This window comes from Kitasatospora cheerisanensis KCTC 2395 (assembly GCF_000696185.1).
Classification (GTDB): Bacteria; Actinomycetota; Actinomycetes; order Streptomycetales; family Streptomycetaceae; genus Kitasatospora; species Kitasatospora cheerisanensis.
In genome coordinates, this window is the sequence record NZ_KK853997.1 from 705,066 (window position 1) to 732,036 (window position 26,971).

At 75.6% G+C, this 26,971-nt stretch carries 27 protein-coding genes and 6 pseudogenes; 21 read left to right on the forward strand and 12 right to left on the reverse strand.

Features of this window, described 5'->3' with window-relative positions:
* Positions 1 to 66: 66 nt before the first annotated feature.
* Positions 67 to 852, forward strand: a pseudogene (locus tag KCH_RS47605) (complex I subunit 5 family protein); the annotation flags it as partial.
* Positions 853 to 1,430: 578 nt separating this feature from the next.
* Here KCH_RS47605 and KCH_RS47610 read toward each other — a convergent pair.
* Entirely contained in the window at positions 1,431 to 2,471 is a 1,041-nt protein-coding gene (locus KCH_RS47610; RefSeq protein WP_035858689.1) for an alpha/beta fold hydrolase, read from the reverse strand.
* 60 nt (positions 2,472 to 2,531) lie between these two features.
* Here KCH_RS47610 and KCH_RS03105 point away from each other — a divergent pair, with 60 nt between their 5' ends.
* The 7 genes from KCH_RS03105 to KCH_RS03135 all read left to right on the forward strand — a co-directional run bounded on the left by KCH_RS03105 (position 2,532) and on the right by KCH_RS03135 (position 9,655).
* Entirely contained in the window at positions 2,532 to 3,128 is a 597-nt protein-coding gene (locus tag KCH_RS03105) for a TetR/AcrR family transcriptional regulator (RefSeq protein WP_035858692.1), read from the forward strand.
* Between the two features lie 113 nt (positions 3,129 to 3,241).
* Positions 3,242 to 5,035 carry a thiamine pyrophosphate-requiring protein gene (locus KCH_RS03110; protein ID WP_035858694.1) on the forward strand — a complete coding sequence of 598 codons (1,794 nt, stop codon included), beginning with the start codon at positions 3,242 to 3,244 and terminating at the stop codon, positions 5,033 to 5,035.
* Positions 5,032 to 5,487: a hypothetical protein gene (locus tag KCH_RS03115; protein WP_063750106.1), complete on the forward strand. Its 456-nt coding sequence runs from the start codon at positions 5,032 to 5,034 to the stop codon at positions 5,485 to 5,487. The genes KCH_RS03110 and KCH_RS03115 overlap by 4 nt, the downstream gene beginning before the upstream one ends.
* Before the next feature lie 3 nt (positions 5,488 to 5,490).
* Complete coding sequence (locus tag KCH_RS03120; RefSeq protein ID WP_084223168.1) at positions 5,491 to 7,827, forward strand: GMC family oxidoreductase; 2,337 nt, start codon at positions 5,491 to 5,493, stop codon at positions 7,825 to 7,827.
* Positions 7,824 to 8,957 (forward strand): enolase C-terminal domain-like protein, encoded by a 1,134-nt coding sequence (locus KCH_RS03125; protein ID WP_035858696.1) that lies wholly within the window; start codon positions 7,824 to 7,826, stop codon positions 8,955 to 8,957. The genes KCH_RS03120 and KCH_RS03125 overlap by 4 nt, the downstream gene beginning before the upstream one ends.
* A gap of 65 nt (positions 8,958 to 9,022) precedes the next feature.
* Entirely contained in the window at positions 9,023 to 9,412 is a 390-nt protein-coding gene (locus tag KCH_RS43195; protein WP_063750107.1) for a hypothetical protein, read from the forward strand.
* A gap of 33 nt (positions 9,413 to 9,445) precedes the next feature.
* Positions 9,446 to 9,655: a CsbD family protein gene (locus tag KCH_RS03135; protein WP_035858698.1), complete on the forward strand. Its 210-nt coding sequence runs from the start codon at positions 9,446 to 9,448 to the stop codon at positions 9,653 to 9,655.
* A gap of 109 nt (positions 9,656 to 9,764) precedes the next feature.
* On the opposite strand, the gene KCH_RS03140 is transcribed toward KCH_RS03135, so the two are convergent.
* Together KCH_RS03140 and KCH_RS03145 are read right to left on the reverse strand one after the other, a co-directional pair.
* Positions 9,765 to 10,775 (reverse strand): SDR family oxidoreductase, encoded by a 1,011-nt coding sequence (locus tag KCH_RS03140; RefSeq protein ID WP_035858710.1) that lies wholly within the window; start codon positions 10,773 to 10,775, stop codon positions 9,765 to 9,767.
* Positions 10,762 to 11,403: a DUF6328 family protein gene (locus KCH_RS03145; RefSeq protein WP_341865335.1), complete on the reverse strand. Its 642-nt coding sequence runs from the start codon at positions 11,401 to 11,403 to the stop codon at positions 10,762 to 10,764. Before KCH_RS03145 ends, KCH_RS03140 begins: the two co-directional genes overlap by 14 nt.
* 173 nt (positions 11,404 to 11,576) lie before the next feature.
* Here KCH_RS03145 and KCH_RS03150 point away from each other — a divergent pair, with 173 nt between their 5' ends.
* The gene (locus tag KCH_RS03150) at positions 11,577 to 12,266 is read left to right on the forward strand and encodes an HAD family hydrolase (protein ID WP_035858712.1); all 690 of its coding nucleotides are present in this window, start codon (positions 11,577 to 11,579) and stop codon (positions 12,264 to 12,266) included.
* Positions 12,263 to 12,715: a hypothetical protein gene (locus tag KCH_RS40860; RefSeq protein ID WP_157031864.1), complete on the forward strand. Its 453-nt coding sequence runs from the start codon at positions 12,263 to 12,265 to the stop codon at positions 12,713 to 12,715. The genes KCH_RS03150 and KCH_RS40860 overlap by 4 nt, the downstream gene beginning before the upstream one ends.
* A 280-nt stretch (positions 12,716 to 12,995) precedes the next feature.
* Here KCH_RS40860 and KCH_RS47020 read toward each other — a convergent pair.
* A pseudogene (locus tag KCH_RS47020) lies at positions 12,996 to 13,331 on the reverse strand (zinc-binding dehydrogenase); the annotation flags it as partial.
* On the opposite strand from KCH_RS47020, the gene KCH_RS47025 reads away from it, so the two are divergent.
* On the forward strand, positions 13,273 to 13,428 hold the full coding sequence (locus tag KCH_RS47025) for a hypothetical protein (protein WP_425268726.1): 156 nt from the start codon (positions 13,273 to 13,275) through the stop codon (positions 13,426 to 13,428). The pseudogene KCH_RS47020 and the gene KCH_RS47025 overlap by 59 nt on opposite strands.
* A gap of 11 nt (positions 13,429 to 13,439) precedes the next feature.
* Here KCH_RS47025 and KCH_RS47030 read toward each other — a convergent pair.
* Positions 13,440 to 13,757: pseudogene (locus KCH_RS47030) on the reverse strand (alcohol dehydrogenase catalytic domain-containing protein); the annotation flags it as partial.
* A gap of 34 nt (positions 13,758 to 13,791) precedes the next feature.
* Between KCH_RS47030 and KCH_RS03165 the strand changes: the two are divergent.
* Entirely contained in the window at positions 13,792 to 14,283 is a 492-nt protein-coding gene (locus KCH_RS03165) for a MarR family winged helix-turn-helix transcriptional regulator (RefSeq protein WP_084223170.1), read from the forward strand.
* A 71-nt stretch (positions 14,284 to 14,354) separates the two neighbouring features.
* Here the strand turns inward: KCH_RS03165 and KCH_RS03170 are convergent, their stop codons facing one another.
* Positions 14,355 to 15,494: an AI-2E family transporter gene (locus tag KCH_RS03170; protein ID WP_051652685.1), complete on the reverse strand. Its 1,140-nt coding sequence runs from the start codon at positions 15,492 to 15,494 to the stop codon at positions 14,355 to 14,357.
* Between the two features lie 128 nt (positions 15,495 to 15,622).
* Here KCH_RS03170 and ddaH point away from each other — a divergent pair, with 128 nt between their 5' ends.
* From ddaH to KCH_RS47040, 6 genes and pseudogenes are all read left to right on the forward strand, one after another.
* On the forward strand, positions 15,623 to 16,474 hold the full coding sequence (gene ddaH / locus KCH_RS03175) for a dimethylargininase (RefSeq protein WP_035858719.1): 852 nt from the start codon (positions 15,623 to 15,625) through the stop codon (positions 16,472 to 16,474).
* Positions 16,471 to 17,484 (forward strand): iron-containing redox enzyme family protein, encoded by a 1,014-nt coding sequence (locus KCH_RS03180; RefSeq protein ID WP_035858722.1) that lies wholly within the window; start codon positions 16,471 to 16,473, stop codon positions 17,482 to 17,484. Before ddaH ends, KCH_RS03180 begins: the two co-directional genes overlap by 4 nt.
* 4 nt (positions 17,485 to 17,488) lie before the next feature.
* A complete protein-coding gene (locus KCH_RS03185; RefSeq protein ID WP_035858725.1) occupies positions 17,489 to 17,980 on the forward strand; it encodes a flavin reductase family protein in 492 nt (163 codons plus the stop codon).
* Positions 17,977 to 19,095, forward strand: coding sequence for a carboxylate-amine ligase (locus KCH_RS03190; RefSeq protein WP_051652686.1), 1,119 nt, complete (start codon positions 17,977 to 17,979; stop codon positions 19,093 to 19,095). The genes KCH_RS03185 and KCH_RS03190 overlap by 4 nt, the downstream gene beginning before the upstream one ends.
* A gap of 163 nt (positions 19,096 to 19,258) precedes the next feature.
* Positions 19,259 to 19,420: pseudogene (locus tag KCH_RS47035) on the forward strand (hypothetical protein); the annotation flags it as partial.
* Positions 19,421 to 19,601: 181 nt separating this feature from the next.
* Positions 19,602 to 20,051, forward strand: coding sequence for a CDGSH iron-sulfur domain-containing protein (locus KCH_RS47040; RefSeq protein ID WP_425268727.1), 450 nt, complete (start codon positions 19,602 to 19,604; stop codon positions 20,049 to 20,051).
* 460 nt (positions 20,052 to 20,511) lie between these two features.
* Here KCH_RS47040 and KCH_RS03205 read toward each other — a convergent pair.
* From KCH_RS03205 to KCH_RS40865, 3 genes and pseudogenes are all read right to left on the reverse strand, one after another.
* A pseudogene (locus KCH_RS03205) lies at positions 20,512 to 21,171 on the reverse strand (LLM class flavin-dependent oxidoreductase); the annotation flags it as partial.
* A gap of 582 nt (positions 21,172 to 21,753) precedes the next feature.
* Positions 21,754 to 22,347: a diguanylate cyclase gene (locus tag KCH_RS36750; protein WP_244305120.1), complete on the reverse strand. Its 594-nt coding sequence runs from the start codon at positions 22,345 to 22,347 to the stop codon at positions 21,754 to 21,756.
* An 82-nt stretch (positions 22,348 to 22,429) separates the two neighbouring features.
* Positions 22,430 to 22,588 carry a hypothetical protein gene (locus KCH_RS40865; RefSeq protein WP_157031865.1) on the reverse strand — a complete coding sequence of 53 codons (159 nt, stop codon included), beginning with the start codon at positions 22,586 to 22,588 and terminating at the stop codon, positions 22,430 to 22,432.
* A gap of 227 nt (positions 22,589 to 22,815) precedes the next feature.
* On the opposite strand from KCH_RS40865, the gene KCH_RS03215 reads away from it, so the two are divergent.
* A complete protein-coding gene (locus KCH_RS03215) occupies positions 22,816 to 23,067 on the forward strand; it encodes a hypothetical protein (RefSeq protein ID WP_035858731.1) in 252 nt (83 codons plus the stop codon).
* 250 nt (positions 23,068 to 23,317) lie between these two features.
* On the opposite strand, the gene KCH_RS03220 is transcribed toward KCH_RS03215, so the two are convergent.
* Complete coding sequence (locus tag KCH_RS03220) at positions 23,318 to 24,298, reverse strand: DNA topoisomerase IB (protein ID WP_341865337.1); 981 nt, start codon at positions 24,296 to 24,298, stop codon at positions 23,318 to 23,320.
* 25 nt (positions 24,299 to 24,323) lie between these two features.
* The gene (locus KCH_RS03225; RefSeq protein ID WP_244305122.1) at positions 24,324 to 24,869 is read right to left on the reverse strand and encodes a CinA family protein; all 546 of its coding nucleotides are present in this window, start codon (positions 24,867 to 24,869) and stop codon (positions 24,324 to 24,326) included.
* 346 nt (positions 24,870 to 25,215) lie between these two features.
* Between KCH_RS03225 and KCH_RS03230 the strand changes: the two genes are divergently transcribed.
* Complete coding sequence (locus KCH_RS03230; RefSeq protein WP_035858737.1) at positions 25,216 to 25,749, forward strand: hypothetical protein; 534 nt, start codon at positions 25,216 to 25,218, stop codon at positions 25,747 to 25,749.
* Positions 25,750 to 25,962: 213 nt separating this feature from the next.
* A pseudogene (locus KCH_RS47045) lies at positions 25,963 to 26,328 on the forward strand (hemerythrin domain-containing protein); the annotation flags it as partial.
* Between the two features lie 341 nt (positions 26,329 to 26,669).
* Here KCH_RS47045 and KCH_RS03240 read toward each other — a convergent pair.
* The coding region (locus tag KCH_RS03240; RefSeq protein WP_157032367.1) for a SpoIIE family protein phosphatase at positions 26,670 to 26,971 on the reverse strand (302 nt) is incomplete at its 5' end.

Below are 26,971 nucleotides of genomic sequence, written 5' to 3' on the forward strand. Positions count from 1 at the left end.
TCGGCCGGCATGTGCGGGTTCGCGCTGACCGGCGACCTGTTCGACGCCTTCGTGTTCTTCGAGCTGATGGGCGCCGTCGCGTACGCGCTGACCGGCTTCCGCATCGAGGACCCGCGTCCGCTGCACGGCGCGCTGGCCTTCGGCATCGTCAACTCCCTTGCCGCGTACTGCTCGCTGCTCGGCATCGGCCTGCTGTACGCGCGCACCGGCGAACTCGGCCTGGCCCAGCTCGGCCGGGCGCTCGACGGCCGCCCGCCGGACGCGCTGGTGCGGTGCGCGTTCGTCCTGGTGCTGGCCGGGCCGCTGGTGAAGGCCGCCGCCGCGCCGTTCCACTTCTGGCTGCCGGACGCGCACGCGGTCGCGCCGAGCCCGGTGTGCATGCTGCTGTCGGGCGTGATGGTGGAGCTCGGCGTGTACGGCGCGGCGCGGATCCACCGGACGGTGTTCGCCGGCCCGGGCGGGGTGCCGGCCGACGCGGTCCGGCCGGTGCTGCTGGCGCTCGGCGTCGTCACGGCGCTGGTCGGGGCGGTGATGTGCTGGCAGCAGCGACACCTGAAGCGGCTGCTGGCGTTCTCGACGGTCGGTCATATCGGCCTGTTCCTGGTCTCCTTCGCGCTGCTCACGCCGGCCGGGGTGGCGGGCGCGGCGGTGTACCTGGCGGGCCACGCGGGCTGCAAGGCCGCGCTGTTCGGGCTGTGCGGCGTGCTGCTGGACCGCTTCGGCTCGGTCGACGAGCACGGGCTGTTCGGCCGCGGCCGCGAACTCCCCTTCACCGCAGCCCTGTTCGCGCTGGGCGGGCTCGCCCTGGCCGGGCTGCCGCCGTTCGGCACCGGCCTCGGCAAGGCGCTCGCGGAGGACGCGGCCGGCGAGTGGGCGTGGTGGCTGCCCGCCCTGTACGTGCTGGTGTCCGCAGTCACCGGCGGCGCGGTCCTGCGGGCCTGCGCCCGGGTGTTCGGCGGCCGGGGGCGCCACCCCGCCGAACACCCGGACGAGCCGGAGACCACCGGCGAGGGCGAGGAGCCGGAGGTCCGCGACCCGACCCGCCCGCTCCCGCTGCCGGTCCTCGCCGTCCCCGCACTGCTGCTGGCGGCCTGCCTGGCGATCGGCCTGTGCCCGCCACTGGCGCGGCAACTCGCCGCGGCCGCCGCCCGGTTCACCGACCGGGCCGGCTACCTGGACGCCGTCCTGCACGAGGCCGCGGCGCTCCCCGCGCTCGTCCCCCCGCCCGCCGGGTGGACCGCCCCCGGCCTGCTGCTCGGCCTGCTCTCCACCGCCCTCGCCTGCGCCCTGGCCGCCGCCGCGCTCCGCGGCCCGCTGCCGGCCCCGCCTGGACCCGCCCCCGCTCCGCGCGCTCCGCCGCCTCCACTCCGGCCTGCTGGGCGACTACGTCACCTGGCTCCTGGTCGGCCTGGCCGGCCTGCTCGCGGCGATCACCGCACTGGGCTGAACCGGCGGCCTCGAGGCACCGCCGGGCGCGGAGCGGAGGACCGCCCGAGGGAACGAGGCGCGGGCGGCGCGGCCACGTATCGGATGCGCACCGCCCGACCGGCCGGCTCCGGATTCGGTACGCGCCGAGCTGACGCCCCGTCAGTTCGCGGCGGCGAAGAACGCCAGCAGGCGGGCGTTGACCGCGTCCGGGCGCTCCAGGGTGAGGCCGTGGCCCGCGCCCGGGAGGATCTCGGCCTGCGCGTGCGGGACCAGGGCGGCGATCCGGCGCAGCACCCGGCGGGGCGGAGCAGCGCGCTGCGGGCGCCGATCAGGGCGAGGACGGGGACGGTGATCCCGCGCAGCTCCTCGTCGCCGAAGGGCGGGGCGGCGGGGCGGGCGGCGGGCTTCCAGGTGCGCATGCCGAGCATCAGCGGGGCCAGCATCTCCGGCGGGGCGGCGAGCGCGGGATTGGCGAGCAGGCGGGCCAGGGCGGGGCGGAGGCGGCGGGGGGCGAGCATGCCGAACAGACCGGCGACCATGTAGAGGTAGAACCGGGCCGGGACCTTCTCGATGCCGCCGGGGTCCAACGGGGCTACGGTGGCGAGCCGTTCGGGCGCGCGGATCGCCTGGTTGAGGGCCAGCCAGCCGCCGTAGGAGACGCCGACCAGGTGCACCCGGCGCAGGTCGAGCCCGGCCAGCACCTCCCCCAGCCAGGCGGCGTTCTCGGCCGGCCCGGCGGCGACGGCGCGCTGCACGCTGCGGCCGGGGTCGTCGAGGGTGGAGACCGCGTACACGGGGTGGTGCGCGCCGAGCGCGGCGATCTGCGGGTGCCAGTTGGCGGGGTGACCGGCGTGGCCGTGCAGCAGGACGACGGGGTCGCCCGTGCTCGGGCCGTAGTGGTGGACGTGGACGGTGCCGTAGGCGGTCTCGACGTCCAGGGCGCGGTGCGGGGCGGGCCACAGCTCCATGGCCCGGTCGTAGGCGTCGAGGTACCGGTGGCGGGCCTCCTCGCTGACGAAGTGTCCGACGCTGGTCCTGGTCATGGGCCCCTCCCGTTGCTTTGGTGGTATGGTTGTACCATAAAAACGTTCGAAGGGGCCGGGATGCCGAAGCTGGTCGACCACGAGGAACGGCGGGCGCTGATCATCGACGCCCTGCTGCGCGACGCCGCCCGGACCGGCCTGCACGCCGTCACCATGCGCTCCGTCGCCGAGGAGGCCGGCGTCTCCGTCCGCCTGGTGCAGTACTACTTCCACACCAAGGAGCAGCTCCTCCTCGACACCCTCACCCGCCTCGGCGTCCGCATGGGCGAGCGCGTCCGCGACCGCGTCCGGGCCGCCGAGGCCTCGTCGACCGCGCCGCCGTCCCCGCGCGAGATCGTCGAGGCGGTGCTGCTGGAGGCCGTCCCCACCGACGAGGAGAGCCGCACCTTCCACCTCGTCTACACCGCCTACGCCGTGCTCTCCGTCACCGACCCGGCGCTCGCCGCCCGGTCCTTCCTCGCCGCGCCGAACGAAATGGAGGCCTTCCTGGTCGCCCACCTCACCGCCGCCGGCCTCCCCGAGCCCGACCACGAGGCCGTCGTCCTGCTCGCCCTCTCCGCCGGCCTCGGCCTGAGCGTCCTGCTCGGCCAGCGCACCCCCGAGGCCGCCACCACCGTCCTCCACCACCACCTCAGCCGGCTGTTCCCCACCCCCTGAACGCCCCTCCGGACGGCCGCGGCTCTCGCGGGCGCACCGCCCGGCACGTTTCCGTTCCGGATTCGCGGCCAGACGCGCGGCAGTGGTGTCTTCGCGTGAAGGAGGGACGTCCCGTGTCCAGGAACGTGGCCGATCAGGTGCTGGCGCGACTGCGGGAGTGGGAGGTGGACCAGGTCTTCGCGTACCCCGGGGACGGCATCAACGGGCTCCTCGCGGCGTGGGGGCGGGCCGACAACCGGCCGTCGTTCGTGCAGGCCCGGCACGAGGAGATGGCGGCGTTCGAGGCCGTCGGGTACGCCAAGTTCTCCGGCCGGGTGGGGGTGTGCGCGGCGACCTCCGGGCCCGGCGCGATCCACCTGTTGAACGGCCTGTACGACGCCAAGCTCGACCACGTGCCGGTGGTGGCGATCGTCGGGCAGACCGACCGCACCGCGATGGGCGGCTCGTACCAGCAGGAGGTGGACCTGCTCAGCCTGTACAAGGACGTCGCGTCCGCGTACTGCCAGATGGTGACGGTCCCTCAGCAGCTGCCGAACGTCCTCGACCGGGCCTTCCGGACCGCCGCGCTGTACCGCACCGTCACCGCCGTGATCATCCCGGCGGACGTCCAGGAACTCGCCGAGGAGGCCCCGGAGCACGCGTTCAAGATGGTGCCGTCCAGCCTCGGCCTGCCGCGTTCCCGGCCGGTCCCGGAGGACGCCGACCTGGACCGGGCCGCCGAGGTGCTGAACGCCGGGAAGAAGGTCGCCATGCTGGTCGGCCAGGGCGCCCGGCACGCCCGGCCGCAGCTGGAGCAGGTCGCCGACCTGCTCGGCGCGGGCGTCGCGAAGGCCCTGCTCGGCAAGGACGTGCTGCCCGACACCCTGCCGTACGTGACCGGCTCGATCGGACTGCTCGGCACCCGGCCCTCGTACGAGCTGATGCGGGACTGCGACACCCTGCTGACCGTCGGCTCCAACTTCCCGTACAGCCAGTTCCTGCCGGAGTTCGGGCAGGCCCGGGCGGTGCAGATCGACGCTGACCCGTTCATGGTCGGGCTGCGCTACCCGAACGAGGTCAACCTGGTCGGCGACTCCGCGGACACCCTGTCGCGGCTGCTGCCGCTGCTGCGCCGCAAGAAGGACCGCAGCTGGCGGGAGGGCATCGAGAAGAACACCGAACGCTGGTGGCAGGTGATGGAGGCGCGGGCGAAGGTCGAAGCCGACCCGATCAACCCCGAGTACCTGGTGCACGCGCTGGACGCGCTGCTGCCCGACAACGCCATCGTGACCGCCGACTCCGGCTCCGCCGCCAACTGGTACGCCCGGCACCTGCGGATGCGCGGCACCATGCGCGGCTCGCTGTCCGGCACCCTCGCCACCATGGGCCCGGGCGTGCCGTACGCGATCGGCGCCAAGTTCGCCTGCCCCGACCGGCCGGTGGTGGCGCTCGTCGGCGACGGCGCCATGCAGATGAACGGCATGGCCGAACTCATCACCGTCGCCAAGTACTTCGAGCAGTGGACCGACCGCCGGCTGGTGGTCTGCGTGCTCAACAACTGCGACCTCAACCAGGTCACCTGGGAGATGCGCGCCATGCAGGGCGCTCCGCAGTTCCTGCCCTCGCAGTCGCTGCCGGACGTGCGCTACGCGGACTTCGCCGAGTCCGTCGGCCTGCGCGGCCTGCGCGTCGAGGAGCCCGGCAAGGTCCGCGCCGCCTGGGAGTGGGCGCTGACCACCGACCGGCCGTGCGTGCTGGACGTCCGCACCGACCCGGCGGTGCCGCCGATCCCGCCGCACGCCGACTGGTCGCAGATCAAGGACGCCGCCGAGTCGGTGCTGCGCGGCGACAGCGACCGGGCCGCCGTGGTCAAGCGGGGCCTGCGCGCCAAGCTCGCCGAACTGCTGCCGCACCGCTCCGGGAAGTGATCGCCGTGCTGACCGCCGCCCTGGAGGCCGTGCGCACCGGCCGGTTCCAGCGCTCGCTGGCACTGGCCACCGCCGGCGGCTCGGTGGTCACCGCCGCCGAGATCTACCTCGAACACGACCGGGCCGGCTTCGGCAACCGGATGATGTGGTGGCCGGTGCTGCTCGGCCCGCTCGGCGCCGGCGCCGGCCTGGCCGCCGCGCTCGACGCGCGGGCCGCCCGCACCGTGCTGCCGCTGGTCTCCGCCGCCGTCGCCGCCAACGGCGTGCAGGGCTTCTGGCTGCACCTGCGCGGCCTGCTGGAGAAGCCCGGCGGGTGGCGGATGGCCCGGTTCAACCTGGAGACCGGCCCGCCGCTGTTCGCCCCCCTGCTGATGGGCATGGTCGGCGGCATGGGCCTGGTCGCCACAGTGCTACGCCGCGAGGGCGACACACCTGGCCGGGAAGGGAGTTGAGCGATGGAGCGGTTTCCCGGCTACCACTCCATGGACCGGCGCCGGCACTGGGATCCGGCGACCGCCGCCGTCGTCACCTCCCGGGTCGCCGGGCCCAGGCCGCCCCTGCGGCTGTTCTCCCCCGCCGAGGAGGCCTGCGCCCGCGCCCTGCTGAACCGGCTGCTGGACACCCCGCCCGTGGACCTGCTGCCGATGATCGACTCCCGCCTCGCCGAACGCGAGACCGACGGCTGGCACTACGCCGACCTGCCGCCCGACGACCGCGCCTGGCCCGAGACGATGCGGGCACTCGACGAGGACGCCCGCGCGCTGCCCGGCCGCCCGTCCTTCGCCGAGCTGACGGAGCGTCAACAGGACGGCCTGGTGGAGAAGGTGCGCCGCGCCGAGCGCTGGCACGGGTGGCCCGCGAAGCACGTGTGGAGCCTGTGGACGCGCTACGCCTGCACCGCCTACTACAGCCACCCGGCCGCCTGGGACGAGATCGGCTTCGGCGGCCCGGCCTTCCCGTCCGGCTACGCCCGGCTCGGCGTCGGCCGGCGCGAACGGTGGGAGGTCGCCGACGCGCACCCGCAGGCCCCGGACGCCGACCGGACCGACCCGCCGCCGCTGCCCGCGGTCACCGACCCCGGCCGGCACGGCGAGGCCCGGGCCGCGCTGGCGACGCTCCGTCAGACCGCCCGCCGGCAGCGCTCGGTGCGGCGCCGCAACGCCTCCGCCTGGCTGCTGCCGCCCGGCGGGCTCGGCTTCGACCACGGGCTGGTCGAGCAAATGCGGACGTTCCGCGACGAGGACGAGGTGGACCTGCTGATCGTCGGCTGCGGCGCGGGCGGCTCGGTGCTCGCCCAGCGGATGGCCCGGGCCGGCTGGTCGGTGGTGGTGCTGGAGGCCGGCCCGTTCTGGGATCCGCTGCGGGACTGGGTGAGCGACGAGTACGCCTCGCACCAGCTGTACTGGACCGAGCCACGGGTGCTCGCGGGCAGCGACCCGGTGCCGATGGGGTCGAACAACTCCGGGCGCGGGGTGGGCGGTTCGATGGTGCACTTCGCCGGGTACACGCCGCGCTTCCACCCGTCCGACTTCGCGACCCGCAGCCGGGACGGCGTGGGCGCGGACTGGCCGCTCGACTACGCCGACCTGCGGGAGTCCTACCGCCGGCTGGAGGCGGAACTGCCGGTCGCCGGGCAGTACTGGCCGTGGGGCGAGCCGCACGCCTACCCGCACGCGCCGCACCCGGTGGGCGGCAACGGCGAGGTGTTCCTGCGCGGCGCGGCGGCGCTCGGCATCGAGGCCCGGGTCGGGCCGGTGGCGATCACCAACGGCCGCTTCGGGCGCCGCCCGCACTGCGTGTACCGGGGCTTCTGCCTCCAGGGCTGCAAGGTCAACGCGAAGGCGTCCCCGCTGATCACCCACGTCCCCGACGCGCTGGCGCACGGCGTGGAGATCCGCGCCGACGCGATGGCCGCCGCCGTCGAGCTCGGCCCCGACGGGCTGGCGCGCGGCGTGCGCTACCTGCGCGGCGGCCGCGAACGCTTCCAACGGGCCCGCACGGTGGCCGTCGCCGGGTACGCCATCGAGACGCCCAGGCTGCTGCTCAACTCGGCCGGAAAGCGTTTTCCGAACGGCCTGTGCAACGACCACGACCAGGTCGGACGGTACGTCATGGTGCAGGGCGCGCCGCAGACCTCCGGCCGCTTCGACGAGGAGATCCGGATGTACAAGGCGCCGCCGCCGGAGGTCACCACCGAGGCCTTCTACGAGACCGACCCGGCCAAGCCGTACCGACGCGGCTTCACCGTCCAGAACATCTCCCCGCTGCCCATCACCTGGGCCGAGCACGTGGTCGCCCAGGGCCACTGGGGGCCGCAGCTGCGCCGCTACCTGTCCGACTACGTGCACTGGGCGACCCTCGGCGCGATGGCCGAACTGCTGCCGCAGGCCGACAACCGGGTCACCCTCGCCGAGGAGACCGACCGGCACGGGCTGCCCGTCGCGCACTTCTCCTACTCGCAGTGCGACAACGACCGGCAGCTGATCGCCGCCGCGCGCGGCGTGATGGAGGCGATCCTGACGGCCGCCGGGGCCACCGAGGTGATCACCATCGACCGCTACGCGCACCTGGTCGGCGGCTGCCGGATGGCCGCCCGGCCCGAGGACGGCGTGGTCGACCGGGACCTGCGCACCTTCGCGGTGCCGAACCTGCTGATCACCGACGGCAGCGTGCTGCCCACCCAGGGCGCCGCCAACCCGGCGCTCACCATCATGGCCCTGGTCGACCGGGCCGCGTCCGTCCTCGCCGCCGGTGCCCGCAGCGGCCTGCGCAGCCCCACGGAGGCGTCATGACCGACCGTCAGCCTGCTTTCCCCGTCGACCGCCTGACGGTGCGGGTGTACACCGTCCCCACCGACCACCCCGAGGCCGACGGCACGCTGTCCTGGGACGCCACCACGCTGATCCTGGTCGAGGCCCGCAGCGGCGGCACGGCCGGCCTCGGCTGGACGTACGGCGCGCCCGCCACCGCCGCCCTGGTCCGCGCACCGCTGGCCGCCGCCGTCCTCGGCCGCGACGCCCTCGACACCGCGGGCGCGTACGAGGCGATGCGCCGCGCCCTGCGCAACGCGGGCCGCCCGGGCGCCGGCGGCTACGCGCTGTCCGCCGTGGACGTCGCCCTGTGGGACCTGTCCGCCCGGCTGCTCGGCCTGCCACTGGTCCGCCTGCTCGGCGGGCGCCCCCGGCCCGTCGCGGTGTACGGCAGCGGCGGGTTCACCAGCTACCCGGACCGCCTGACGGAGCGTCAACTACGCGGCTGGACGGACGGGCAGGGCATCCCCCGCGTCAAGATCAAGATCGGCGAGGCCCGGGGCACCCGCCCCGAACGCGACCTGGAGCGGATCGCCGCCGCCCGCCGCACCGTCGGCCCGGACACCGCGCTGTACGTGGACGCCAACGGCGCGTTCACCGCCAAGCAGGCGATCCGGCTGGCCGCGGCCTTCGCCGAGGACGGCGTCACCTGGTTCGAGGAACCCGTCCCGTCCGACGACCTGCCCGGCCTGGCCGCCGTCCGCGCCGCCGTCTCCCCCGACGTCGCGGCCGGCGAGTACGGCGACGAGCCGCGCTACTTCGCCGCCATGGCGCCCGCCGTCGACTGCCTGCAGGCCGACGCCACCCGCTGCGGCGGCCTCACCGGCTTCCTGCGGGCCGCCGCCGTCGCGGAGGCCGCCGGGGTGCCGCTCTCCGCGCACTGCGCGCCGCACGTCCACGCGCACGCCGCGGCGGCCCGGCCCGGGGTGCGGCACCTGGAGTGGTTCCACGACCACGTCCGGGTCGAGGGGCTGCTGTTCGACGGCGTCCTCGACCCGGCGGGCGGCGCCGTCACCCCCGGCGCGTCCGGCGAGCCCGGCCACGGGCTGCGCCTCGCCGCCGACCGGGCCGCGCCGTACCTCGCCGAGGACTGGAGCGTCCGGCCCGATTGAGACCCGCCGGGCCGGGCAGACGCGCCACGACACGGAGCAACGGAGCAAGCGAAAGGACTCGGACCATGCTGCTGCTCGGACTCCTCCTGTTCGCCGCCTCCGGCGCGTTCGCCGGACTGCTGATCGCCGACAACCTCGGCGGCGGACCCGAGACCGGGGTGACGGTCCTCAACAACAACATCGGCACCGTCAACACCCTCGGCGCTTTCCTCGCCGGGATCGCCCTGACGCTGATGGCCTGCGCCGGAATCGCGCTGATGGCCGGCGGCCTGCGCTGGCACCGGCGCCGCCGGGTCGCCGCGGACCAGCCGGTCGCCGTCGACCGCACCGCCGACCCGAGCCTGCGGACCGGCGCGAGCACCGACCCGACCGTCACCGCCCCGACCACCACCGCCGACCCGGCGGGCACGGCCCAGCGGCCGCGCAGCCGGCCCCGGCACCGATTCACCCACTGACCCCCGAACCACCACCCCAGAAGGGACACCCTCATGAGTGACGCCTCCGACAAGCTCAAGCACCGTGCCGAGGAAGCCGTCGGCGCCGCCAAGGAGAAGACCGGCGCCGCCACCGGCAACGAGCGGCTGGAACAGGAGGGCCGCGCCGACCAGGCCGAATCCCAGGCCAAGCAGACCGCCGACCAGGCGAAGGACAAGCTCAAGGAGGGCGTCGACCGGGTCAAGGGCGCCTTCAAGCGCTGACCCCCGCACCACCCGGCCCGGCCCCGAAGACGCTTCGGGGCCGGGCCTTCTGACGCCCTGTCCGTTCGGTGGTGCCTGGCGGTCCGTTTGCGGTGGCTGCGCGGGCCGGTCAGTCCTGGCGGCGGCGCAGGCCGGCCGCGAGGACGGCGCCGGTGAGCAGCGCGGCGGCGGCCAGCGGGACGCGGTGGCGGTCCGCCCAGGCCTGCGGGGCGTGGGCGTGCGCCTCCGGGTCGAAGCGGCCGTGCGCGCCGTGGTCGACGGTGGCGTCCTGCGGGGTCCACAGGTTGTCGGGGTCGTCGAGGTCGCGCGGCCGGTCGGTCTGCTGGGAGTCCCAGCCGGTGCGGGCCAGGTAGCGGTCCAGCAGGCCGGGTGCGACGGCGTTGGCCAGCAGGGTGGCGACGGTGGACGCGCCGACCCGGTACTCGCGGCGGCCCGGGTGGTCGGCGGCGTACAGGATCGCGCGGGCGATCGGCTCCGGCTGGTACACCGGGGCGACCGGGCGGGCCTGCCGGGGCAGCCGGGAGCGCACCCAGTCGAACTGCGGGGTGTTGACGGCGGGCAGCTGCACCATCGTGCAGCGCACCGCCGTGCGCTGGTGCAGCAGTTCGCAGCGCAGCGCCTCGTGCCAGCCCTGCAGGGCGTGCTTGGCGCCGCTGTACGCGCTCTGCAGCGGGATGCCGCGGTAGGCGATCGCGGAGCCGACCTGCACCACGCAGCCCCGGTCGCGGGGCAGCATCCGGCGCAGCGCGGCTCGGGTCGCGTACACGTAGCCGAGGTAGGAGACCTCGGTGACGCGGCGGAAGTCGGCGGGGCTGATCTCCATGAACGGGGCGAAGACGGACGCCAGGGCCGCGTTGACCCAGACGTCGATCGGGCCGAGGGCGCGTTCGACGCTCTCGGCGGCGCGCTCCACGGCGTCCGGGTCGGCGAGGTCGACGGTGACGGCCATCGCCCGGACGCCGGCCTCCCGGGCCTCGGCGAGGGCGGCGTCCAGTCCGGCGCTGCCGCGGGCCAGCAGCGCCACTCGGTCGCCGCGGGCGGCGAAGGCCCGGGCCGCGGCGCGTCCGACGCCGGCCGACGCGCCGCTGATCACGACGGTGCGGGGTTCACTCGTTGTCATGGCGGGCGTCTGACCGCCTGCGGCGGCCGGAAACCCGGCCGGCCGTGGCCCGGCGGCGGGCCGCCTTGCCCGGGCGGCCGGCGGCGGTGCTGCGCCGGCCGGCGGCCGCGGCGCGGCGGCGGGCCTCGGCTCCGCCCGGCCGGTCGCGGAGCACGCCGCTGCGGCGCATCAGCAGCCACGGCAGCAGCAGCCACCAGACCGTGAACCAGGCCATCACCCCGCCGACGATCAGTCCGGCGCCGGGGCCGCCGATGGCGACGTGCAGCAGCAGGAGCAGCGCGGAGCCGACGGTCAGCGCGAGCAGCACCACGCCGAGGGCGACCACCCGGGAGGTGGCGTCGACGAGTTCGGGCTTGAGGCGGCGTCCGGCGAGCAGGCGGTGGTAGGCGACGGGGGCGATCAGCGCGCCGGTGGCGAGGGCGCCGAGGACGACGGTGACCACGTACAGGCCGCGTTCGAAGGCGGACAGGATGGCGAAGCGCGGCATGAACACCACGCTCAGCAGGAAGCCGAACAGGATCTGCGCACCGGTCTGCACCACCCGGACCTCTTGCAGCAGTTCCGTCCAGCGCCGGTCCGCGCGTTCGTTCGGGGTCTCGTGCCGGCCCCTGCCGTCCTCGGGCACCATCGGGCGCTCCCCCTTTCCGGGCCCGCGTCTGTCCGCCGCCGCGGGTCCGGAAACGGGCCGCCGTCAGACAGGGAGTGTGCGCGACGGCGACCGGGGTAGACGGGGCGACGCGCCGGAACGGCTCCGGCGGGAATCGGACGGCCCCGACCGCTCCGTCCGGAGGAGGAGACGCCATGGCTGCGGACGCCCCGGCCGCCGCACTGTTCGACGTGGACGGCACCCTGGTGGACACCGCCTACCTGCACACCCTCGCCTGGTGGGAGGCCCTGCGGCAGTACGGCCACCTGGTCGACGCGGCGCCGGTGCACCGCGCCATCGGCATGGGCAGCGACCAGCTGCTCGACCACCTGCTCGGCGCCGACCGGGACCGCTCGGACGACGAGGCGATCAGCGCCGCCCACCTGGCGCTGTACGCCCAGTTCTGGCCCGGCCTGCGGGCCTTCGACGGCGCCGCCGACCTGCTGCGCGCCTGCGCCGGCCGGGGCTGGCGGGTGGTCCTGTGCACCTCCGCCTCCGGCCGTGAACTCGACGTCCTGCGCGGGGCGTTGGACGCGGACGACGCCGTCTTCGCGGTCACCGACTCGGATTCGGTGGCCGTCTCGAAGCCGGCCCCCGACCTGGTGCACAGCGCCCTGGAGCGGGCCTCGGCCCCCGCCGGGCGGGCGGTCTTCGTCGGCGACAGCGTGTGGGACGTCCGGGCCGCGAACCGGGCCGGCACGCCGTGCGTGGGTGTCGAGACGGGCGGCTTCGCGGGCGAGGAGCTGCGCGGCGCCGGCGCCGTGGAGGTGCACTCCTCGGTCGGGGACCTGCTGGCCTCGCTCGACGACAGCGTGCTCGCCCACCCGAGGGGCGGTGACCGATGAGCAGCGTCCACGAGGCGGGAGTGGCCGCCCGCCGGGCCGCGTACCGGGTGCGGGCGGCGACCTGGACGGCGCTGTGCGCACTCTGCTCGCTCGGCGCGGTGTCCGGCTCCGGCGCGGGCGGCCCGCTGCCCGGCACCGCGACCGGCGGCGCGGGCGGGCCCGGGGCCACAGCGGATTTCCCGGCGGCTCCGGGACGGCGGACGAGTGGCGGTGAGCGGGGTGAGCATCGTGAGCGCGGTGGACGAGTGGTGGTGAGCACGGTGGACGGTGCGACTCTCTCCCCCAGCGAGCGGCAGCGGCTGGCCGTACTGGAGGCCGAGCTGCGGGTCGACGTCGAACTCGACCTGCGGCTGCGCACCATGCGCTATCACCCGTTCCGCGCCGTCCTCGGCCCGGTCTGCCGGGCGCTGCTGACCGCCACCCGGCGGGTGGTCCGGCCTGCCGGCTGAGTCGCGCGCCCGGCGCACGCACTGCCCCATCGCGCGCCCTTGCGCGCGCCCGGCTCACGGCACCAGCACGACCTTGCCGAGGTTCGCCCGTCCCTCCACCAGTGCGTGCGCGCGGGCGGCCTCGGCCAGCGGGAGGGCGGCGTGCACGGGCGCGCAGGGCGCCGGAGCGGAACGCCGCCCACTGCTCCTCGCGCCAACGGGCGTACCGCTCCGGCTGGTTGCGGGCGATCGTCGCCATCTGGAAGCCGATCACCGAGGCGCTGCGCACCAGCAGTTTCGAAGGCGTCCACCGAGCCGCCGCCGGAGCTGAACGCGACCAGCCGCCCGCCGGGCGCCAGGCCCGCACCGCCGGACCGAGCAGCTCGCCGCCGACGCCGTCCAGCACCACGTCGACCGGCTCGCCCCAGGACGCCTCGCCGTAGACCACCACCTCGTCGGCGCCGAGGGCACGGACGAAGTCCGTCTTCGCGGCGTCGCCCACCGCCGCCACCACCCGCGACGCCCCGCCGTTCCGGGCGTACTGCAACGCGAGCCCGCCGACCGCACTGGCCGCCGCCGTGACCAGCACCGACTCGCCGGCCTCGACCCGCCCCGCCCGGTACGCGCCGCGCGCCACCAGCCCGCTGCGGACCAGCGCCACCGCGTCGACGGCGCTCGCGTACGCGGGAACGTGCGAGGCCATGCCCTGGTGCACCACCGCGAGTTCCGCGTAGCCGCCGGCGAAGGCCAGCCCGGTGACGCGGTCCCCCACCGCGAACCCGTCGACCCCCGGGCCGAGCGCGACCACCGTGCCCGCCACCTCCCCGCCGAGTGGCGCAGGCTCCCTGCCCTCGCGCACCTTCCGCACGACGGGCAGCGTCACCCCGATCGCCTCGCAGCGCACCAGCAGCTCACCGGGGCCGGGCTCGGGCTCCGGGGCTTCCTCGACGAACAGCACCTCGGGGCCGCCGTTCTTCTCGTAGCGGACGCGACGCAACGCACACCTCCAGGAGGACCGATTCATTGGGGTTCCCAACGGTCTGCACTCTAGCCGCCTTTTCATTGGGATGCCCAACGTTTTCCGCTACCCTCGCCCCATGAGCCCCGACCCCCGGCAGCCCGGCGCCCAGCGGCCCGATCCCCAGCACCCCGATCCTCAGCACCCCGGCGCGCTCGCCCACCTGCAGTCCCTGCCGAGCTGGCTCGCCGGCCGCGTCGCCGCCCGGGGCCGGGCCCTGGTCGCCGAGGCCATCGCAACCGAGGGCCTGAAGCTCCAGCACTACGCGGTCCTGGCGAACGTCGCCGACGACGGCCCGCTCGCCCAGGCCGACCTGGTCCGCCGCCTGGGCTTCGACCCGAAGGACGTGGTCCTCCTCCTCAACCACCTCGAACACGAGGGCCTGGTGGTGCGCGAGCCCGATCCCCGCGACCGCCGCAAGAACGCCGTCACGGCCACCCCCGAGGGCCGCCGCCTCCTCCACACCTGCGCCCGCCTCGCCGACCGCGCCAACGAGCACCTCCTCGCCCCCCTCGACCCGGCCGAACGCCGAACCCTGCTCGCCCTGCTGACCCGCCTCGCCCAGGACTGAGCACCGCCCCCGTCTGCCGGAGCCCTCGGCGGGCGGCCCCGTGCCACGGGGCCACGGCACCTGACAGCCCGTCAGCCGCTGCCCCGGCCGCCGTGCAGCTCACGGAACACCGCCCACCCCACCGACAGCACCGGCACCGCGACAGCCGCGCCGACGATGCCGCCGAGGGTGCCGCCGACGGCGACGGCCAGGGCGACCGTGACGGGGTGGAGGCGGACCGCCCAGCCCATCACCAGGGGGTGCAGGACGTGGCCCTCCAACTGGCCGATGACCACGATCAGGGCGAGCACCAGGAGGGCGGTCACCGGGCCGCGGGTGGCGAGAGCGACCAGGGAGGCGACGGCGAGGGCGATCGGGGAGCCGATCAGCGGGATCAGGGCCGCCACGAACTCCAGGCCCGCCAGCGGCACGGCGAGCGGCACGCCGAGCGCGGCGAGGACCACGCCGACCAGCACGGCGTTGGTGCCCGCGACCAGGAACAGGCCCCGGGTGTAGCCGGCGAAGGTGCGCCAGGCGGCGTGCCCGGCCCGCCGCCACAGGGCTCCCGCGCGGGCGGGCAGCAGGGACGTCCCCCAGGTCCACATCCGCTCGCCGGAGTGGGTGAAGAACACCGCGCAGAACAGGGCGAGCGCGCCGGCGGCGGCCGCCTCGACCACGAAGCCGGCGCCGGTGACGGCGGTCGAGAGCACCGTCTGCCGGTGCGAGCTGATCAGCTCGCCGAGCCGGTGCCGCAGGTCGCCCAGGGTGCCGGCCCGGGCGTGGAACGGCGGGCCCTCCAGCCAGTGCTCCAGCCGGTCCAGGCCGCCGCGCACCTGCCCGCCGAGCTGCCCGGCCTGGGAGCGGATCACCACCGCGATCAGCGCCGCCACCCCCGCGAGCAGCACCAGCGCACCCAGCACGGCGAGCAGCACGGCCAGCGCGCGCGGCATCCGCCGGGCCAGCAGGTCGACGGGCGGGCGCAGCACCGCGGTGACCACCAGGGCGACGAACACCGCCACCACCGGCAGCAGCAGCCGGCTGACCAGCAGGAATCCGGCGTACCCGGCGAGGGCGACGGCGAGCAGGCGCCAGGCGCGGCCGGCCAGCCGGTCCAGGCCGCCGTGGTCGGGACGGGCCGGTGCGGGGGCGCGCCGGAGCACCGGCCGGGCCGGGCGGCTGCCCAGCGGCGCGCGGGTCCTGCCGTCCCTCCGCCCACCTGTGCGTCCGGCCATCGCGCTTCCACCTCCGGCTCCCGTCTGCCCTCCCCACGCCAGCACTACCCTGCTTCCGCGCCGCCCGTCCCGCGGCGCGGCCGGACAGCGCCCGTTTCGTCCCCCGCACGGCAGGACAGACGTGCCGCATGAACGCGCTACCGGTCGACACCAGGCCGCCGCCCCGGGCGGGGCGGCGGCGGTACCTGCTCTGCCCGCCGGAGCACTTCGCGGTGGAGTACGCGATCAACCCGTGGATGGATCCGGCGCAACCGGTGGACCGGGGCGCGGCGCTGCGGCAGTGGGAGGGCCTGGCGGCGGTGCTGCGCGGGCTGGGACACCGGGTGGAGCTGCTGGAGCCCGAGCCCGGACTGCCCGACATGGTGTTCACGGCGAACGGGGCGACGGTGGTGGCGGGGCGGGTCCTGGTGGCGCGGTTCCGGCATCCCGAGCGGGCCGGCGAGTCGGCGGCGCACCTGCGCTGGTTCACGGCGGCCGGGTTCCGCGGGGTCCGTACCGCGACGGAGGTGAACGAGGGCGAGGGCGACCTGCTGGTGGCCGGCCCGCGGATCCTCGCCGCCAGCGGCTTCCGCACCACCGCGGCGGCCCACCGCGAAGCCCAGCGGATGCTCGGACTCCCGGTCGTGACACTGGAGTTGACCGATCCGCGGTACTACCACCTGGACACCGCCCTGGCGGTGCTGGACCACGACCGGATCATGTACTACCCGCAGGCCTTCTCCCCGGCCAGCCGCCGGCTGCTGCGCCGCCTGTACCCGGACGCGATCCTCGCCCGGGCGGCGGACGCGGCCGCGTTCGGCCTGAACGCCGTCAGCGACGGGCGGCACGTGGTGCTGCCGGACGCGGCGCGCGGCCTCGCGGAGCAGCTGCGGGCCGCCGGGTTCGAGCCGGTGCCGGTCGCCGTGCCGGAGCTCCGGAAGGCCGGCGGCGGCCCCAAGTGCTGTGTCCTGGAACTGCGTTCGGAGGGAGGACCGTCATGACCGCGACGCCCGACCTGCGCCCGGCCGCCCCGCCGCTGCCGGAGCCGCGCGGCCCGCTCTCGGCGGCCGTCCTGTCGGCGCTGCTCGGCCGCGACCGCTACCCGCTGCCGGAGCTACCGCCGGCCGCCGACCCGTGGGGCGACGACCTCCACCTCGCCCTGTACGTCTGCTACGAGCTGCACTACCGGGGCTTCGCGGGCGTGGACGACGCCTGGGAGTGGTCGCCGGCGCTGCTGGCGCTGCGGGCCGCCTTGGAGGAGGTGTTCCTGTCGGCGCTGCGCCGCGAGGTGGGCGAGCCGCCGCCGCTCGCCGAGGTGCTGGCCGGGCTGCTGGCCGAGCCGCCGGACGGCTACGGGCCCTCGCACCACCTGCTGGCGGCGGGCACCAGGGCGCAGGCCCGCGAGTACCTGGTGCACCGCTCGCCGTACCACCTCAAGGAGGCCGACCCGCAGATGTGGGCGGTGCCGCGACTGCCGAACCCGGCGAAGGCCGCGCTGGTCGCCGTCCAGTACGACGAGTACGGGGCGGGCCGGCCGGAGCGGGCGCACGCCGAGCTGTTCGCCGCGATGATGGCGGACTTCGGACTCGACCCGGCGTACGGCGCGTACCTGGACGCGGTGCCCGGGCCGGCCCTCGCGGTGGTCAACACGATGTCGCTGTTCGGGCTGCACCGGTCGCTGCGGGGCGCGCTGGTCGGTCAGTTCGCGGCCGTGGAGATCACCTCGCCGCCCGGGGCGGCCCGGCTCGCCGACGCCTTCGAACGGCTCGGCGCCTCGCCGCGCGGCACCCTGTTCTACCGCGAGCACGTGCTCGCGGACGCCGTCCACGAGCAGCTCGTCCGGCACACCGTCATCGACCCGCTGGTGGCCCGGCCCGGCTGCCCCGAACAGGACATCGCCTTCGGCGCGCTCGCCTACGGCCACGCCGAGGACCGGCTCGCCGCCCACCAGCTCGACGCCTGGCGGGCCGGTGCGAGCTCGCTGCGCACGCCGCTGCCGGAGGAGGACTGACCGCATGAACGGACCCGAACCCTTCCTGAACCTGCTCGACCCGCCCGTGTACGTGGTCACCGCCGAGGCCGACGGCGCCCGGGCCGGCTGCCTGGTCGGGTTCGGGTCGCAGTGCTCGATCCGCCCGGTCCGGTTCGCGGTGTGGCTGTCGCCCGCGAACCACACCTACAAGGTGGCCTCCCGGGCCCGCGCGCTGGCCGTGCACCTGCTGCCGCCCGACGACGCCGGACGCGCGCTGGCCGCGCTGTTCGGCGGCACGAGCGGCGACGAGGTCGACAAGTTCGCCCGCGCGGCCTGGCGCCCCGGCCCGGCCGGCGTGCCCGTACTGGCCGACGCGGCAGCCTGGTTCGCCGGGGCCGTGGTCGGCCGGGTCGAGGGCGGCGACCACACCGCGTTCCTGCTCGACCCGATCGGCGACGGCCCCGCCCGCCCCGCGCCCGGCGCGGTCCTCGGGCTGCACGACGTCACCGACCTCGAACCCGGACACCCCGCATGAACAGCCTCATCACCCAACCCCCCACCGTGCCACTGCGGTTCGGCGTCGAGGAGGAGTTCGTCCTGACCGACCCGCACAGCCGGATCACCGTGCCGGCTGCGGCGCCGGTGCTCGCCCACGCGGCCCGCGCCCTCGGGGACCGCGCCCAGCACGAGTTCCTCGCCTCGCAGGTCGAGGCGTGCACCCGCCCGGTCGCCACCGCCGCCGAGCTGCGCGCCGAACTCGCCGAATCCCGCACCGCGTTGCTCACCGGCGCGGAACGTGCCGGCTGCCGCCTGATCGCCACCGGCACCCCCGTCCTGCCCAGCCGCCACCCGCTGACCATCACCCCCGACGCCCGCTACCTGGACATGGCCCGGCGCGTCGACGGCGTCGCCGACCAGATCGGCGCGGAACTCTCCGGCTGCCACGTCCACCTCGGAGACCTGACGGTCCGTCAGGCGCTGGCGCTCAGTGCCGCGTTGCGCGGCTGGTTGCCGCTGTTCCAGGCGATCTGCGCCAACTCCCCGTTCTGCGAGGGCACCGACCTCGGCACCGCCGCGGTGCGCCCCGAACGGTACTCGCACTGGCCGACCTTCGGGCCCGCGCCCGTGCTCGACGAACCCGGCTACCACGCCGTGCTCGACCGGCTGATCGCCGAGGACGTCATCCCCGACCGCCGCGCGGTCTTCTGGTACGCCCGGCCGTCGACCCACCTCCCCACCCTGGAGATCCGGATCGCCGACACCTCCGCCGACCTCGACACCGTCGTCCTGCTCGCCGTCCTGCTCCGCGGCCTAGCCCACACCCTGCTCGACCCGCGCCGCCACGCCCGGCCGGTGCCCGAGACCACGCTGCGCCGCGCCCACCACAGCGCCGCCGCCCACGGCCTCGACGCCCGCCTCCCCCACCCGCCCACTGGCGAGCACCTCCCCGCCCGCGAACTCCTCACCGCGCTCCTGGAGTTCACCACCCCGGCGCTGCTCCGCACCGACGACCTCCCGCTCGCCCGCCGCCTCACCGCCGGGCTCCTCACCGGCGGCAGCGGCGCCGACCGCCAGCGCGCGGCCCTCGCCGGCCGCGGCACCCTCACCGCCGTCGTCGACGACCTCGCCCGCCGTACGGCGACGCTCTGAGTCCGCCCGCCGCCTCCGTGTCTCCCGGAGGTGTCGGCAGCTCCGGCGCGGGCATACGCGTGGCCATGTTGCTGCTCAGACCCCCCGGTGTGTACCCCGTGCAGGGCGACACCGCACTGCTGTTGGAGGTACTGCGGCGGGAGCCCGTGCGGGCCGGCGCCCGGTGCCTGGACCTCGGCACCGGCTGCGGCGCCCTCGCCCTGGCCGCGGCCGTCGCGGCTGCCGGGTCACTGCCGTCGACCTGTCCCGCCGCGCGCTCGCCACGGCCTGGCTGAACGCCCACCTGCACCGGCTGCCGGTGCACCTGCGGCGCGGCGACCTGACGGCGCCCGTGCCCGCGTCCGACGGGCGGTTCGACCTGGTGCTGTCCAACCCGCCCTACGTTCCGGCCGGTTCCGCCCGAGCACCCGCCGCGGGCCGGCCGTCGCCTGGGACGCGGCCGGACGGGCGGCTGCTGCTCGACCGGCTCTGCCGGCAGGTGCCGCCGCTGCTCGCGCCCGGCGGGGGTGCTGCTGCTGGTGCAGTCCTCGCTGGCCGAACCCGACGCCACCGTCCGCCAGTTGCGTGCCGCCGGGCTCCAGGTGAACGTCGCCGCGCGGAAGTGGCAGGAGTTCGGCCCGGTGATGACCGGCCCGGGCGGAATGGTTCGAGCGCGCCGGCCTGATCGAACCCGGCGTCCGGACGGAGGAGTTGGTGGTGGTGCGCGGGTGTCCGGCGCTGAACGCGAACCGTCCGCGCAGGCCGTGCCGCCCACCCCGCCGGTGCCCCGGGTCCGGCTCACCGAGCGCGGCCCGCTGCTGATCGACGGCCCGGTGGAGCTGCTGCTGCCGGACGGAACCACGCTCTCCTGCGACCGTCCGGTCGTCGCCGTCTGCACCTGCCGCCGCAGCCGCCGGTACCCGCTGTGCGACACCAGCCACCGCCGGCGCGGCCGCCCGCGCCCCGAACAGCCGTAGCGACCATCGGCCGTTTCCGCCGCACTCTTCCGCCGACCGTTTCCGCTGTCCCCGCCGGGCACGCCCGACCGAGCACGAAGACGAAGGCAGGAAGCGCAGAGGCAGAAGGAGGTGGACACCATGGGGCGGCTCAGCGTTCCGGTGATCTGCGGACTCTCCGGTGATCTGGCCATTCCCGCCCTGCAGGTGGTCGAACTCCTGCGGGCACTGCCCAACGAGTGGCAGGAGTGGCGGACCGCGACGACAACGGGCTGGACCCGGTGACCACCGCGGCGCTCGCCGATCTGGTCCGCCAGCTCGCCGACCAGATCGACCTGGCCTGCATCGAGATCGCCAGCGAGACCTGAACCACGACCAAACGGCTGAACAGCTGAACAGCCGAACGACCGAACGACCGACGACCGTTGGACGGCCGGGCCCAGGAGGCCCGGCCGTCCGCCGTGCTCCGCCCGCCGCAGGGTCAGCCCGCCAGCTCCGGGAGCACCCGGTCGCGGTAGCACGCGAAGAACTCCTCGACGTGGCCACCGATCTGGCCGACGTACACCTCGTCGAACCCGGCCTCCACGTACGGTCGCAGCAGCGCCAGGTGCGCCTGCGGGTCAGGGCCGTTGCCGCCGCCCGGCGGCCGCCGACTCCGGCACCAGCTCGATCGCCTGCTCGAAGTGCCGCGGGTGGGCAGCAGTTGGTTGAGCTCGCCGGGCAGGTGCTCGCTCGCCCACAGCCGGTGCCGGGTGGCGACGGCGCGCTGCTCGTCCGGGGCCCAACAGGCCTTCGTGCCCGCCAGGGTGGGGCCGGTGCCGCCGGACTCGCGGTAGGCGCGCAGCAGTTCGGGATCCGGCGCGGTGGTGACCAGGCCGTCGCCCAGATCGGCGGCGAGCCGGGCCGCGCGCGGGCCGAACGCCGAGACGTAGACCGGCCAGTTCGCTCTCGGGCGCGGTGTACAGCCGGGCCTGGTCGACGGTGTAGTGCCGGCCGCGGTGGTTGACGGTGGCCGCCGGCGAACAGCGCCCGGATCACCCGGACGGCCTCGGCGAGCATCTCCGCCCGCTCCGCGAACGAGGGGCCAACGCCCGCCCAGCACATGCTCGTTCAACGCCTCGCCGGTGCCGACCCCCGAGCGGAACCGGCCCCCCGGTCAGCCACGCTGGAGGTGGCCGCGGCCTGCGCCGTCACCACTCCGGGTGTGGGCAGCCGCACCGTCGGGCAGGTCACCAGCGTGGTCACCGGCAGCGTGCAGAACTGCGAGAGCGCACAACGATCATCGACCACCACGAACGGGCTGTTGCCCTGCTCGTCCGTCCACGGATGGAAGTGGTCGGAGATCGCCAGCCTGGTGAAGCCGGACCGCTCCGCGAGCCGTGCCTGCTCCAGCAGTTCGGCCCGGCGTGTACTCCTCGCAGGACAGGAAGTAGCCGTACTCCGTCATGCGGCGGCCCTCCCCGCGAGAGTGCCGCTCCCGCCCGCGTGCCGGACGGGACCAGTGCCGCGCGCGTACCGGACCTGGGCCCGGCGGCACAGTGGCGGCGGGTAGCCGGTCTGCCCGCGCGGGGGGCGAGCGGCGACCGGCGTCCGGGGCGGTGGGCCCACGCGGTGCGGATGACCGGCGACCGCCGGGGTCGAGGGGTTTCGTCCTGGCAGCATGGCTCCTCCAGGGGGTCGGCTGGCTGCTGCCGACGCGGCTACCCGGCGGCCCCGATCGAAATCAGCTCCACCGGGCGGGCCGCCTCCCGCGCCCGCCGACGGGCCCGCACGCACCGCAGCAGCTCCTCGGCGTACAGGCAGCCCGTGGCGGCGCGCCGAGGCCCACCCCGAGCAGAAAGCGCCGGGGCAGCGGCGGGCTGCGCAGCGTCAGGCGAGCCGTGATCCTGCCCCGGCTCAGCTCCCGGACCTGGTCCGGGTGGAGGCAGCCGATGATCGACAGGGCGGTCAGCGGCAGCGCCTCCAGGAAGCTGTGCACGTGCTGTTCGAGCACCGAGACCCGCCGTCCGGCGTCCTCGGCGGTCCGCACGTCCCCCAGCGCGGTCGCGCCGTGGGCGAGGGCCGCGCCCGCGAGGACCGCCAGCAGCGCCGGATCGACCTCGCACAGCAGCAGCGCCGTGGCGGGCAGTCCGACCTCGGCCATCATCGCCAGGTGGATCGCCGACTCCCGTACGCCCGCCGTCCGTTCGATCTCCGTCCGCCGGTGCAGCGCCCAGTCCACGGCCGCCGGCACCACCCAGGCGGGCAGCAGCCCGTACAGCAGGTACCGCGCGGTCGCGTCCGTGACGTCCCCCGGCCCCGCACTCGACCGCCGCACCCGTACAGCCGCGGACCGGCCCGCCGCCCCCGCCGTTCACGGCGCCTGGACGTCGGCAGCGGGCGGCTCCGGCTCCTCCGGGTCACCGCTCTCGGCCTTCGGCTCCCGCTGCTCCTTGACCTCGCTCGGGGGTCGGCGTGACGATCGGCGCGTCGCTCTCGTCGCCGAGGTGCTGCTCCTGACGCTCCGTCGGTTCCGTGTCCTCCGGTCGCTGCGACGGCGTACGGTGTTCGGCGGTCATGGTCCACGCTCCTTCGCTCTCGGCCGCCGGCGATCCCTGTCGGTCGATCACCGGTCTGCCGCCGCGCCTACCCGGCAAGATTCGCGCCAATCCCCCGGGGTTTGGGGGCTCTGCCGCCGGTGCAGACGCTGGTCAGCCCGTCCCCGCGGCGGAGCCCGACAAGGCGTCCCGAGCAGCCCCGACCGCGCTGCCCGGGGCAGTCGGCCGCCCACCGATTTGGAGCCACCATGGCCGACCGCGACACCCCCACCCCCGCCGAACGCGCCCGCGAACAGGGCCTGCGTGACCCGTCGATCGGCCAACTCCCCGAAGACCGGCCGAAGTCCGCACCAGAACCGGACCCTCCCGACGAGGCCGCCCCCGACAAGCCGGACGACTCCTACGCCCCCGACGCCTGGGACGACCTGTTCGCCGACCCGACCGCGCCCCGTTCCCGCCGTCGCAGCATCGACGACCTGGAACTCCCGCCGGAGAAGTAGGCCGTCCGCCGGCCAAACGCACAGGGGCGCGGCCTCGCTCGTGCAGCGGACCGATGGGCCTGCCAACGCCTGCCCGTCGGGGCACTGCCTCGGGCGGCTCGCGCCACGAGCGGCGAGGAAGTCGGGAACACCGTCCAGTGGCCTGTCCGGTCGGCGTACCTCCCGCCCTCCGGTGAACCTGCTGAGATGCGCCTCGTCGTGCTGCCCGGCGTTGTCCGGCGAACCTGCCGCCGGAGAAGCGTGCACGCCGTCAGTCCGCGAGCAGCCGGGCGACGGCCCGTTCCACCGCCGGCCCGATCCCGGGCAGACCCGGGCCCGGGTGCGGGGATTCGGCGCCCAGGTCGGGCAAGGCGTCGGCCACGGTGATGCCCCGGTCGAAGCGTTCGAAGAGGGCCGGGTTCAGGTAGGAGGCGCGGCAGACGGCGGGGGTGTTGCCGAGGTAGCCCGCGACCTCGCGGACCACGCGGGCGGCGGCGCGCCGCCGTTCGGCCGCTGAACGGGCCGCCTGGGGCCAGGAGACGGCGAGGCCGACGGCGGCCAGGACGGTGGCGTGCCAGGTGCGGTGGTCCTTCGCGGTCAGGTCGGTGCCGGACGCCTCGCGCAGGTAGGCGTTGAGCGCGTCGGCGTCCACCGGATGCCACTGGCCGCCCTCCCAGTACGCCCACAGGGCGGGGGCCGGGTCGCGCCGCCGCAGCAGGGATCGGACGACGGCGGCGCACTCCCGGTCCACGACGGTGAGTTCGCGGTGTCGCCCGGACTTCGCCGGGTACTCGAAGCGGATCCTCTCCCCGCGCACCGCGACCTGCTCGCGCAGCAGCGTGGTCAGACCGTAACTCCCGTTCTCCTCCACGTAGTTCGACGAGCCCGAGCGGAACAGTCCGAGGTCGAGCAGCCGCGCGGCGGCGGCCAGCACCCTGGCCCGGCAGAGTCCGCGCCGCCCCAGGTCCTCGGCCACCACGGTCCGTACGGCGGGCAGCCGTTCCGCGACCGCCAGCACGTGTGCGTGCTTCGCCGCCTCCTGCCGGGCCCGGAACTCGGGGTGGTACAGGTACTGCCGCCGGCCGGCCGCGTCGGTCCCGACCGCCTGGAGGTGGCCGCGCGGATCGGGGCAGATCCACACCTCCGTCCAGGCGGGCGGAACGGCCAGCTCGGCCAGGCGGCGTCGCACCGCAGGGTCACGGATCACCGCCCCGTCGACGTCCCGGTAGCCGAATCCGCGCCCGTGCCGCACCCGCCGCCACCCGGGACGGTTCGGGTCACTCGTCCGCAGCCGCGCCATCGTCCGCCCCCACCGCGTCACCCTCCGGCCCCGCGGCGCCATCGTCCGCCGCCACGGCGCCGCCCTCGGCCGGCGGCCGCAGCGTCCGCCGGAAGAGTTCCAGCGCGGTGCGGACGGCACGCGACTGGACGGCGTGGCGATCCCCGGAGACCGGGGACGGACGGTCGACCAGGGTGAGCGTCGGAGTCGCCAACGCCACGTACACCAGGCCCGGTTCGGCGTCCCCCTGCGGCTCCGGGCCGGCCGCCCCCGTGGTCGCCAGCCCGTACGTGGTGCCGCAGACGCGCCGGACGCCGTCCGCCATCGCCGCTGCGACCTGCGGATCCACCGGGCCCTCCGCGCGCAGGAGTTCCTCGTCCACCCCGAGCAACTCCCGCTTCAGGGCCGTCGCATAGGCCACCACCCCGCCCCTGAACACCGTTCCGGCCCCGGGGGCATCGGCCAGCGCCGCCGACAGCAATCCCCCGGTCAGCGACTCGGCCACCGACACCGTGTGCCCGGCAGCCGCCAACGCGGCGGTCACCTGCCGCGCCAGCCGCGCACTGGAGCCGGCGGAGGGACCGTTCGACGGCACTCGCACGAGATCGCGGCTGCCCACCCGCACGATCCCGAAACGACCCACCGCCGCCTGCGCACGGTGGGTATGACATGATCACCCGCCGCACCCCTGCCGCCCCGGAGAACCACGGCGACCTGGACGGGTCCAGCAACCATCTGCAACGGAGGCGGAGTTGAGCGCAACCGGCGTCTGGATCGTCGGCGTGGTGCCGGACGAGAGGATCGCGGACCTGCTGCTCACGGCGGCACGCTCCGCGCCCTCGACCGCAACTGCGGCTGGGCCTGCGCCTTCGCCGCCCACCCGTGTCGACATGGCGACCGAACTCAACTGGTGGCGGAGCAAGCCGACGGAGTCGCTGTTCCACCCGTCGGCCGCCGCTCCGGGCAGCTGGCGCGCCGACGACGACGCCTACCGGCTGAGCGCGTTCCTCGACAACTGCCGGGACGGCTCCGACCCGGTGGAGGCGCTGCGCGACGCCGTCATGGACGAGTTCCCACCCACCACGGGAGAAGACCTGTTCGCGGCCGTGGCCCGCAAGGCCAGCCCCTTCTCGGCACTGGCGTACGCACTCGGCCCGGACGCGACGCTCCAACTGCCGGGCTGGTTCGGTGACTTCCTGCTCGACGCCGACGAGGTCCGCACCCACCTGCCCGCCGCCACCGAGGCGCTCACCCTCACCGGAGCCACCCGGCAGCGGGCCGTCGAGCGGATCCACGCCTGGATGACCGGCCTGGGCGACGACCCCGACCACGATGCGGAGGAACTGCTGGACGGCCCGCTGCGCGTCCTCCGCCATGCCGCCCGCACCGGTCGGGGTGCGGCCGCACAGGTCCGCTGGTACTGACGGGGGCACCTGGCAGACGTCTGCCAGCCAGCGGGAAAGCGTTTACCGCATGCTCCCCGGTAAGCGCTTTCCCTCCGGTGCCTGGAAAGCGCTTACCGGGCGGCTGCCGGAAAGCGCTTACCGTTCACCCCTCGCGCCGTCGTGGTTTCCGGTGCGCGGGGCCGGGCAGGCCCATGGGGAGGGGGCTGGACCGCGGACGAAGAGGTGCTGACGATGGCGACCGAGCTGGAGTTGGACCTGTTGGAACAGCTGACCACCGACCATGACGTGCTGCGGGTGCGCTTCAGTGAACTCGCCGGTCTGCCGCTGGGCGACCCACGGCGGGAGCGGCTGGCGTTCCTCACCGCCGACACCCTGGTGCGGCATCTGGCGGCGGAGGACGAGTACCTGTACCCGATCGCCGGCCACGGGCGCCCGGCGGTCGACGAGGCGGTCACGCACGGCCGGCACTCGCACACGGCGATGTACGGGCTGGTGCGCGAGTTGCGGGCGTCGCGGGCCGGCTCGGCCGAGTTCGACCGCCTGCTGGCCCGGCTGATCGAGGAGGCCACCGGGCACTTCGGCCTGGAGGAGGCCCGGGTGTTCCCGACGGTCCGCGAACAGGCCACCCCGGTCCGGCTGGTGGCGCTTGGCGAGCAGGCCCGCGACACCGAACGGACCCCCTCCCGCTGCCCCCGACCACCGGCCCCCGCACCACCCTGCCGCCGGACGACCTGGTCGCCCCCGAACTGCCGTGGCACGAGCGGATGCACCGCCTCTTCCGCTTCGGCGACACCCGCGAGAACTGACCCGGCCGATCACCCCGAGCGTCGGGACCGGGGCGCTCCCCCATCAGCCGCCCGGCCGACACGCACCCCGACCGCGCCGCGACCGCACCCGACCGCGCCGCGACCGCACCCCGACCGACCTCTGACGCAACGTCAGTACGCCTCCGCTCCCGTGCCGGTGAGGCGGACGGCGAGCAGGCAGGTGTCGTCGAGCGGGTTGGGGGCGCCGAGGCGGCGGAGCAGGTGGTCGAGGAGTCCGTCGAGGCCGGGGGCGCGGTATTCCGTGCAGACGTGCAGCAGGCGGTCGAGGCCGGCGCCGAGGTCGGTGCCGCGGCGTTCGATCAGGCCGTCGGTGTAGAGCAGCAGGCGGTCGCCGGGGGCGAGGGTCAGTTCGGCGGTGGCGTAGCGGGCGCGGGGGGCGACACCGAGGATCATGCCGGTGGGCGGATCGAGGG

Coding starts and splice junctions, on each gene's coding strand:
- KCH_RS47610 (WP_035858689.1), bottom strand. CDS start 2,471: ATGACCAGGACCAGCGTCGGACACTTCGTCAGCGAGGAGGCCCGCCAC.
- KCH_RS03105 (WP_035858692.1), top strand. CDS start 2,532: ATGCCGAAGCTGGTCGACCACGAGGAACGGCGGGCGCTGATCATCGAC.
- KCH_RS03120 (WP_084223168.1), top strand. CDS start 5,491: ATGGAGCGGTTTCCCGGCTACCACTCCATGGACCGGCGCCGGCACTGG.
- KCH_RS03125 (WP_035858696.1), top strand. CDS start 7,824: ATGACCGACCGTCAGCCTGCTTTCCCCGTCGACCGCCTGACGGTGCGG.
- KCH_RS43195 (WP_063750107.1), top strand. CDS start 9,023: ATGCTGCTGCTCGGACTCCTCCTGTTCGCCGCCTCCGGCGCGTTCGCC.
- KCH_RS03135 (WP_035858698.1), top strand. CDS start 9,446: ATGAGTGACGCCTCCGACAAGCTCAAGCACCGTGCCGAGGAAGCCGTC.
- KCH_RS03140 (WP_035858710.1), bottom strand. CDS start 10,775: ATGACAACGAGTGAACCCCGCACCGTCGTGATCAGCGGCGCGTCGGCC.
- KCH_RS03145 (WP_341865335.1), bottom strand. CDS start 11,403: ATGGTGCCCGAGGACGGCAGGGGCCGGCACGAGACCCCGAACGAACGC.
- KCH_RS03150 (WP_035858712.1), top strand. CDS start 11,577: ATGGCTGCGGACGCCCCGGCCGCCGCACTGTTCGACGTGGACGGCACC.
- KCH_RS40860 (WP_157031864.1), top strand. CDS start 12,263: ATGAGCAGCGTCCACGAGGCGGGAGTGGCCGCCCGCCGGGCCGCGTAC.
- KCH_RS03165 (WP_084223170.1), top strand. CDS start 13,792: ATGAGCCCCGACCCCCGGCAGCCCGGCGCCCAGCGGCCCGATCCCCAG.
- KCH_RS03170 (WP_051652685.1), bottom strand. CDS start 15,494: ATGGCCGGACGCACAGGTGGGCGGAGGGACGGCAGGACCCGCGCGCCG.
- ddaH (WP_035858719.1), top strand. CDS start 15,623: ATGAACGCGCTACCGGTCGACACCAGGCCGCCGCCCCGGGCGGGGCGG.
- KCH_RS03180 (WP_035858722.1), top strand. CDS start 16,471: ATGACCGCGACGCCCGACCTGCGCCCGGCCGCCCCGCCGCTGCCGGAG.
- KCH_RS03185 (WP_035858725.1), top strand. CDS start 17,489: ATGAACGGACCCGAACCCTTCCTGAACCTGCTCGACCCGCCCGTGTAC.
- KCH_RS03190 (WP_051652686.1), top strand. CDS start 17,977: ATGAACAGCCTCATCACCCAACCCCCCACCGTGCCACTGCGGTTCGGC.
- KCH_RS40865 (WP_157031865.1), bottom strand. CDS start 22,588: ATGACCGCCGAACACCGTACGCCGTCGCAGCGACCGGAGGACACGGAA.
- KCH_RS03215 (WP_035858731.1), top strand. CDS start 22,816: ATGGCCGACCGCGACACCCCCACCCCCGCCGAACGCGCCCGCGAACAG.
- KCH_RS03230 (WP_035858737.1), top strand. CDS start 25,216: ATGGCGACCGAACTCAACTGGTGGCGGAGCAAGCCGACGGAGTCGCTG.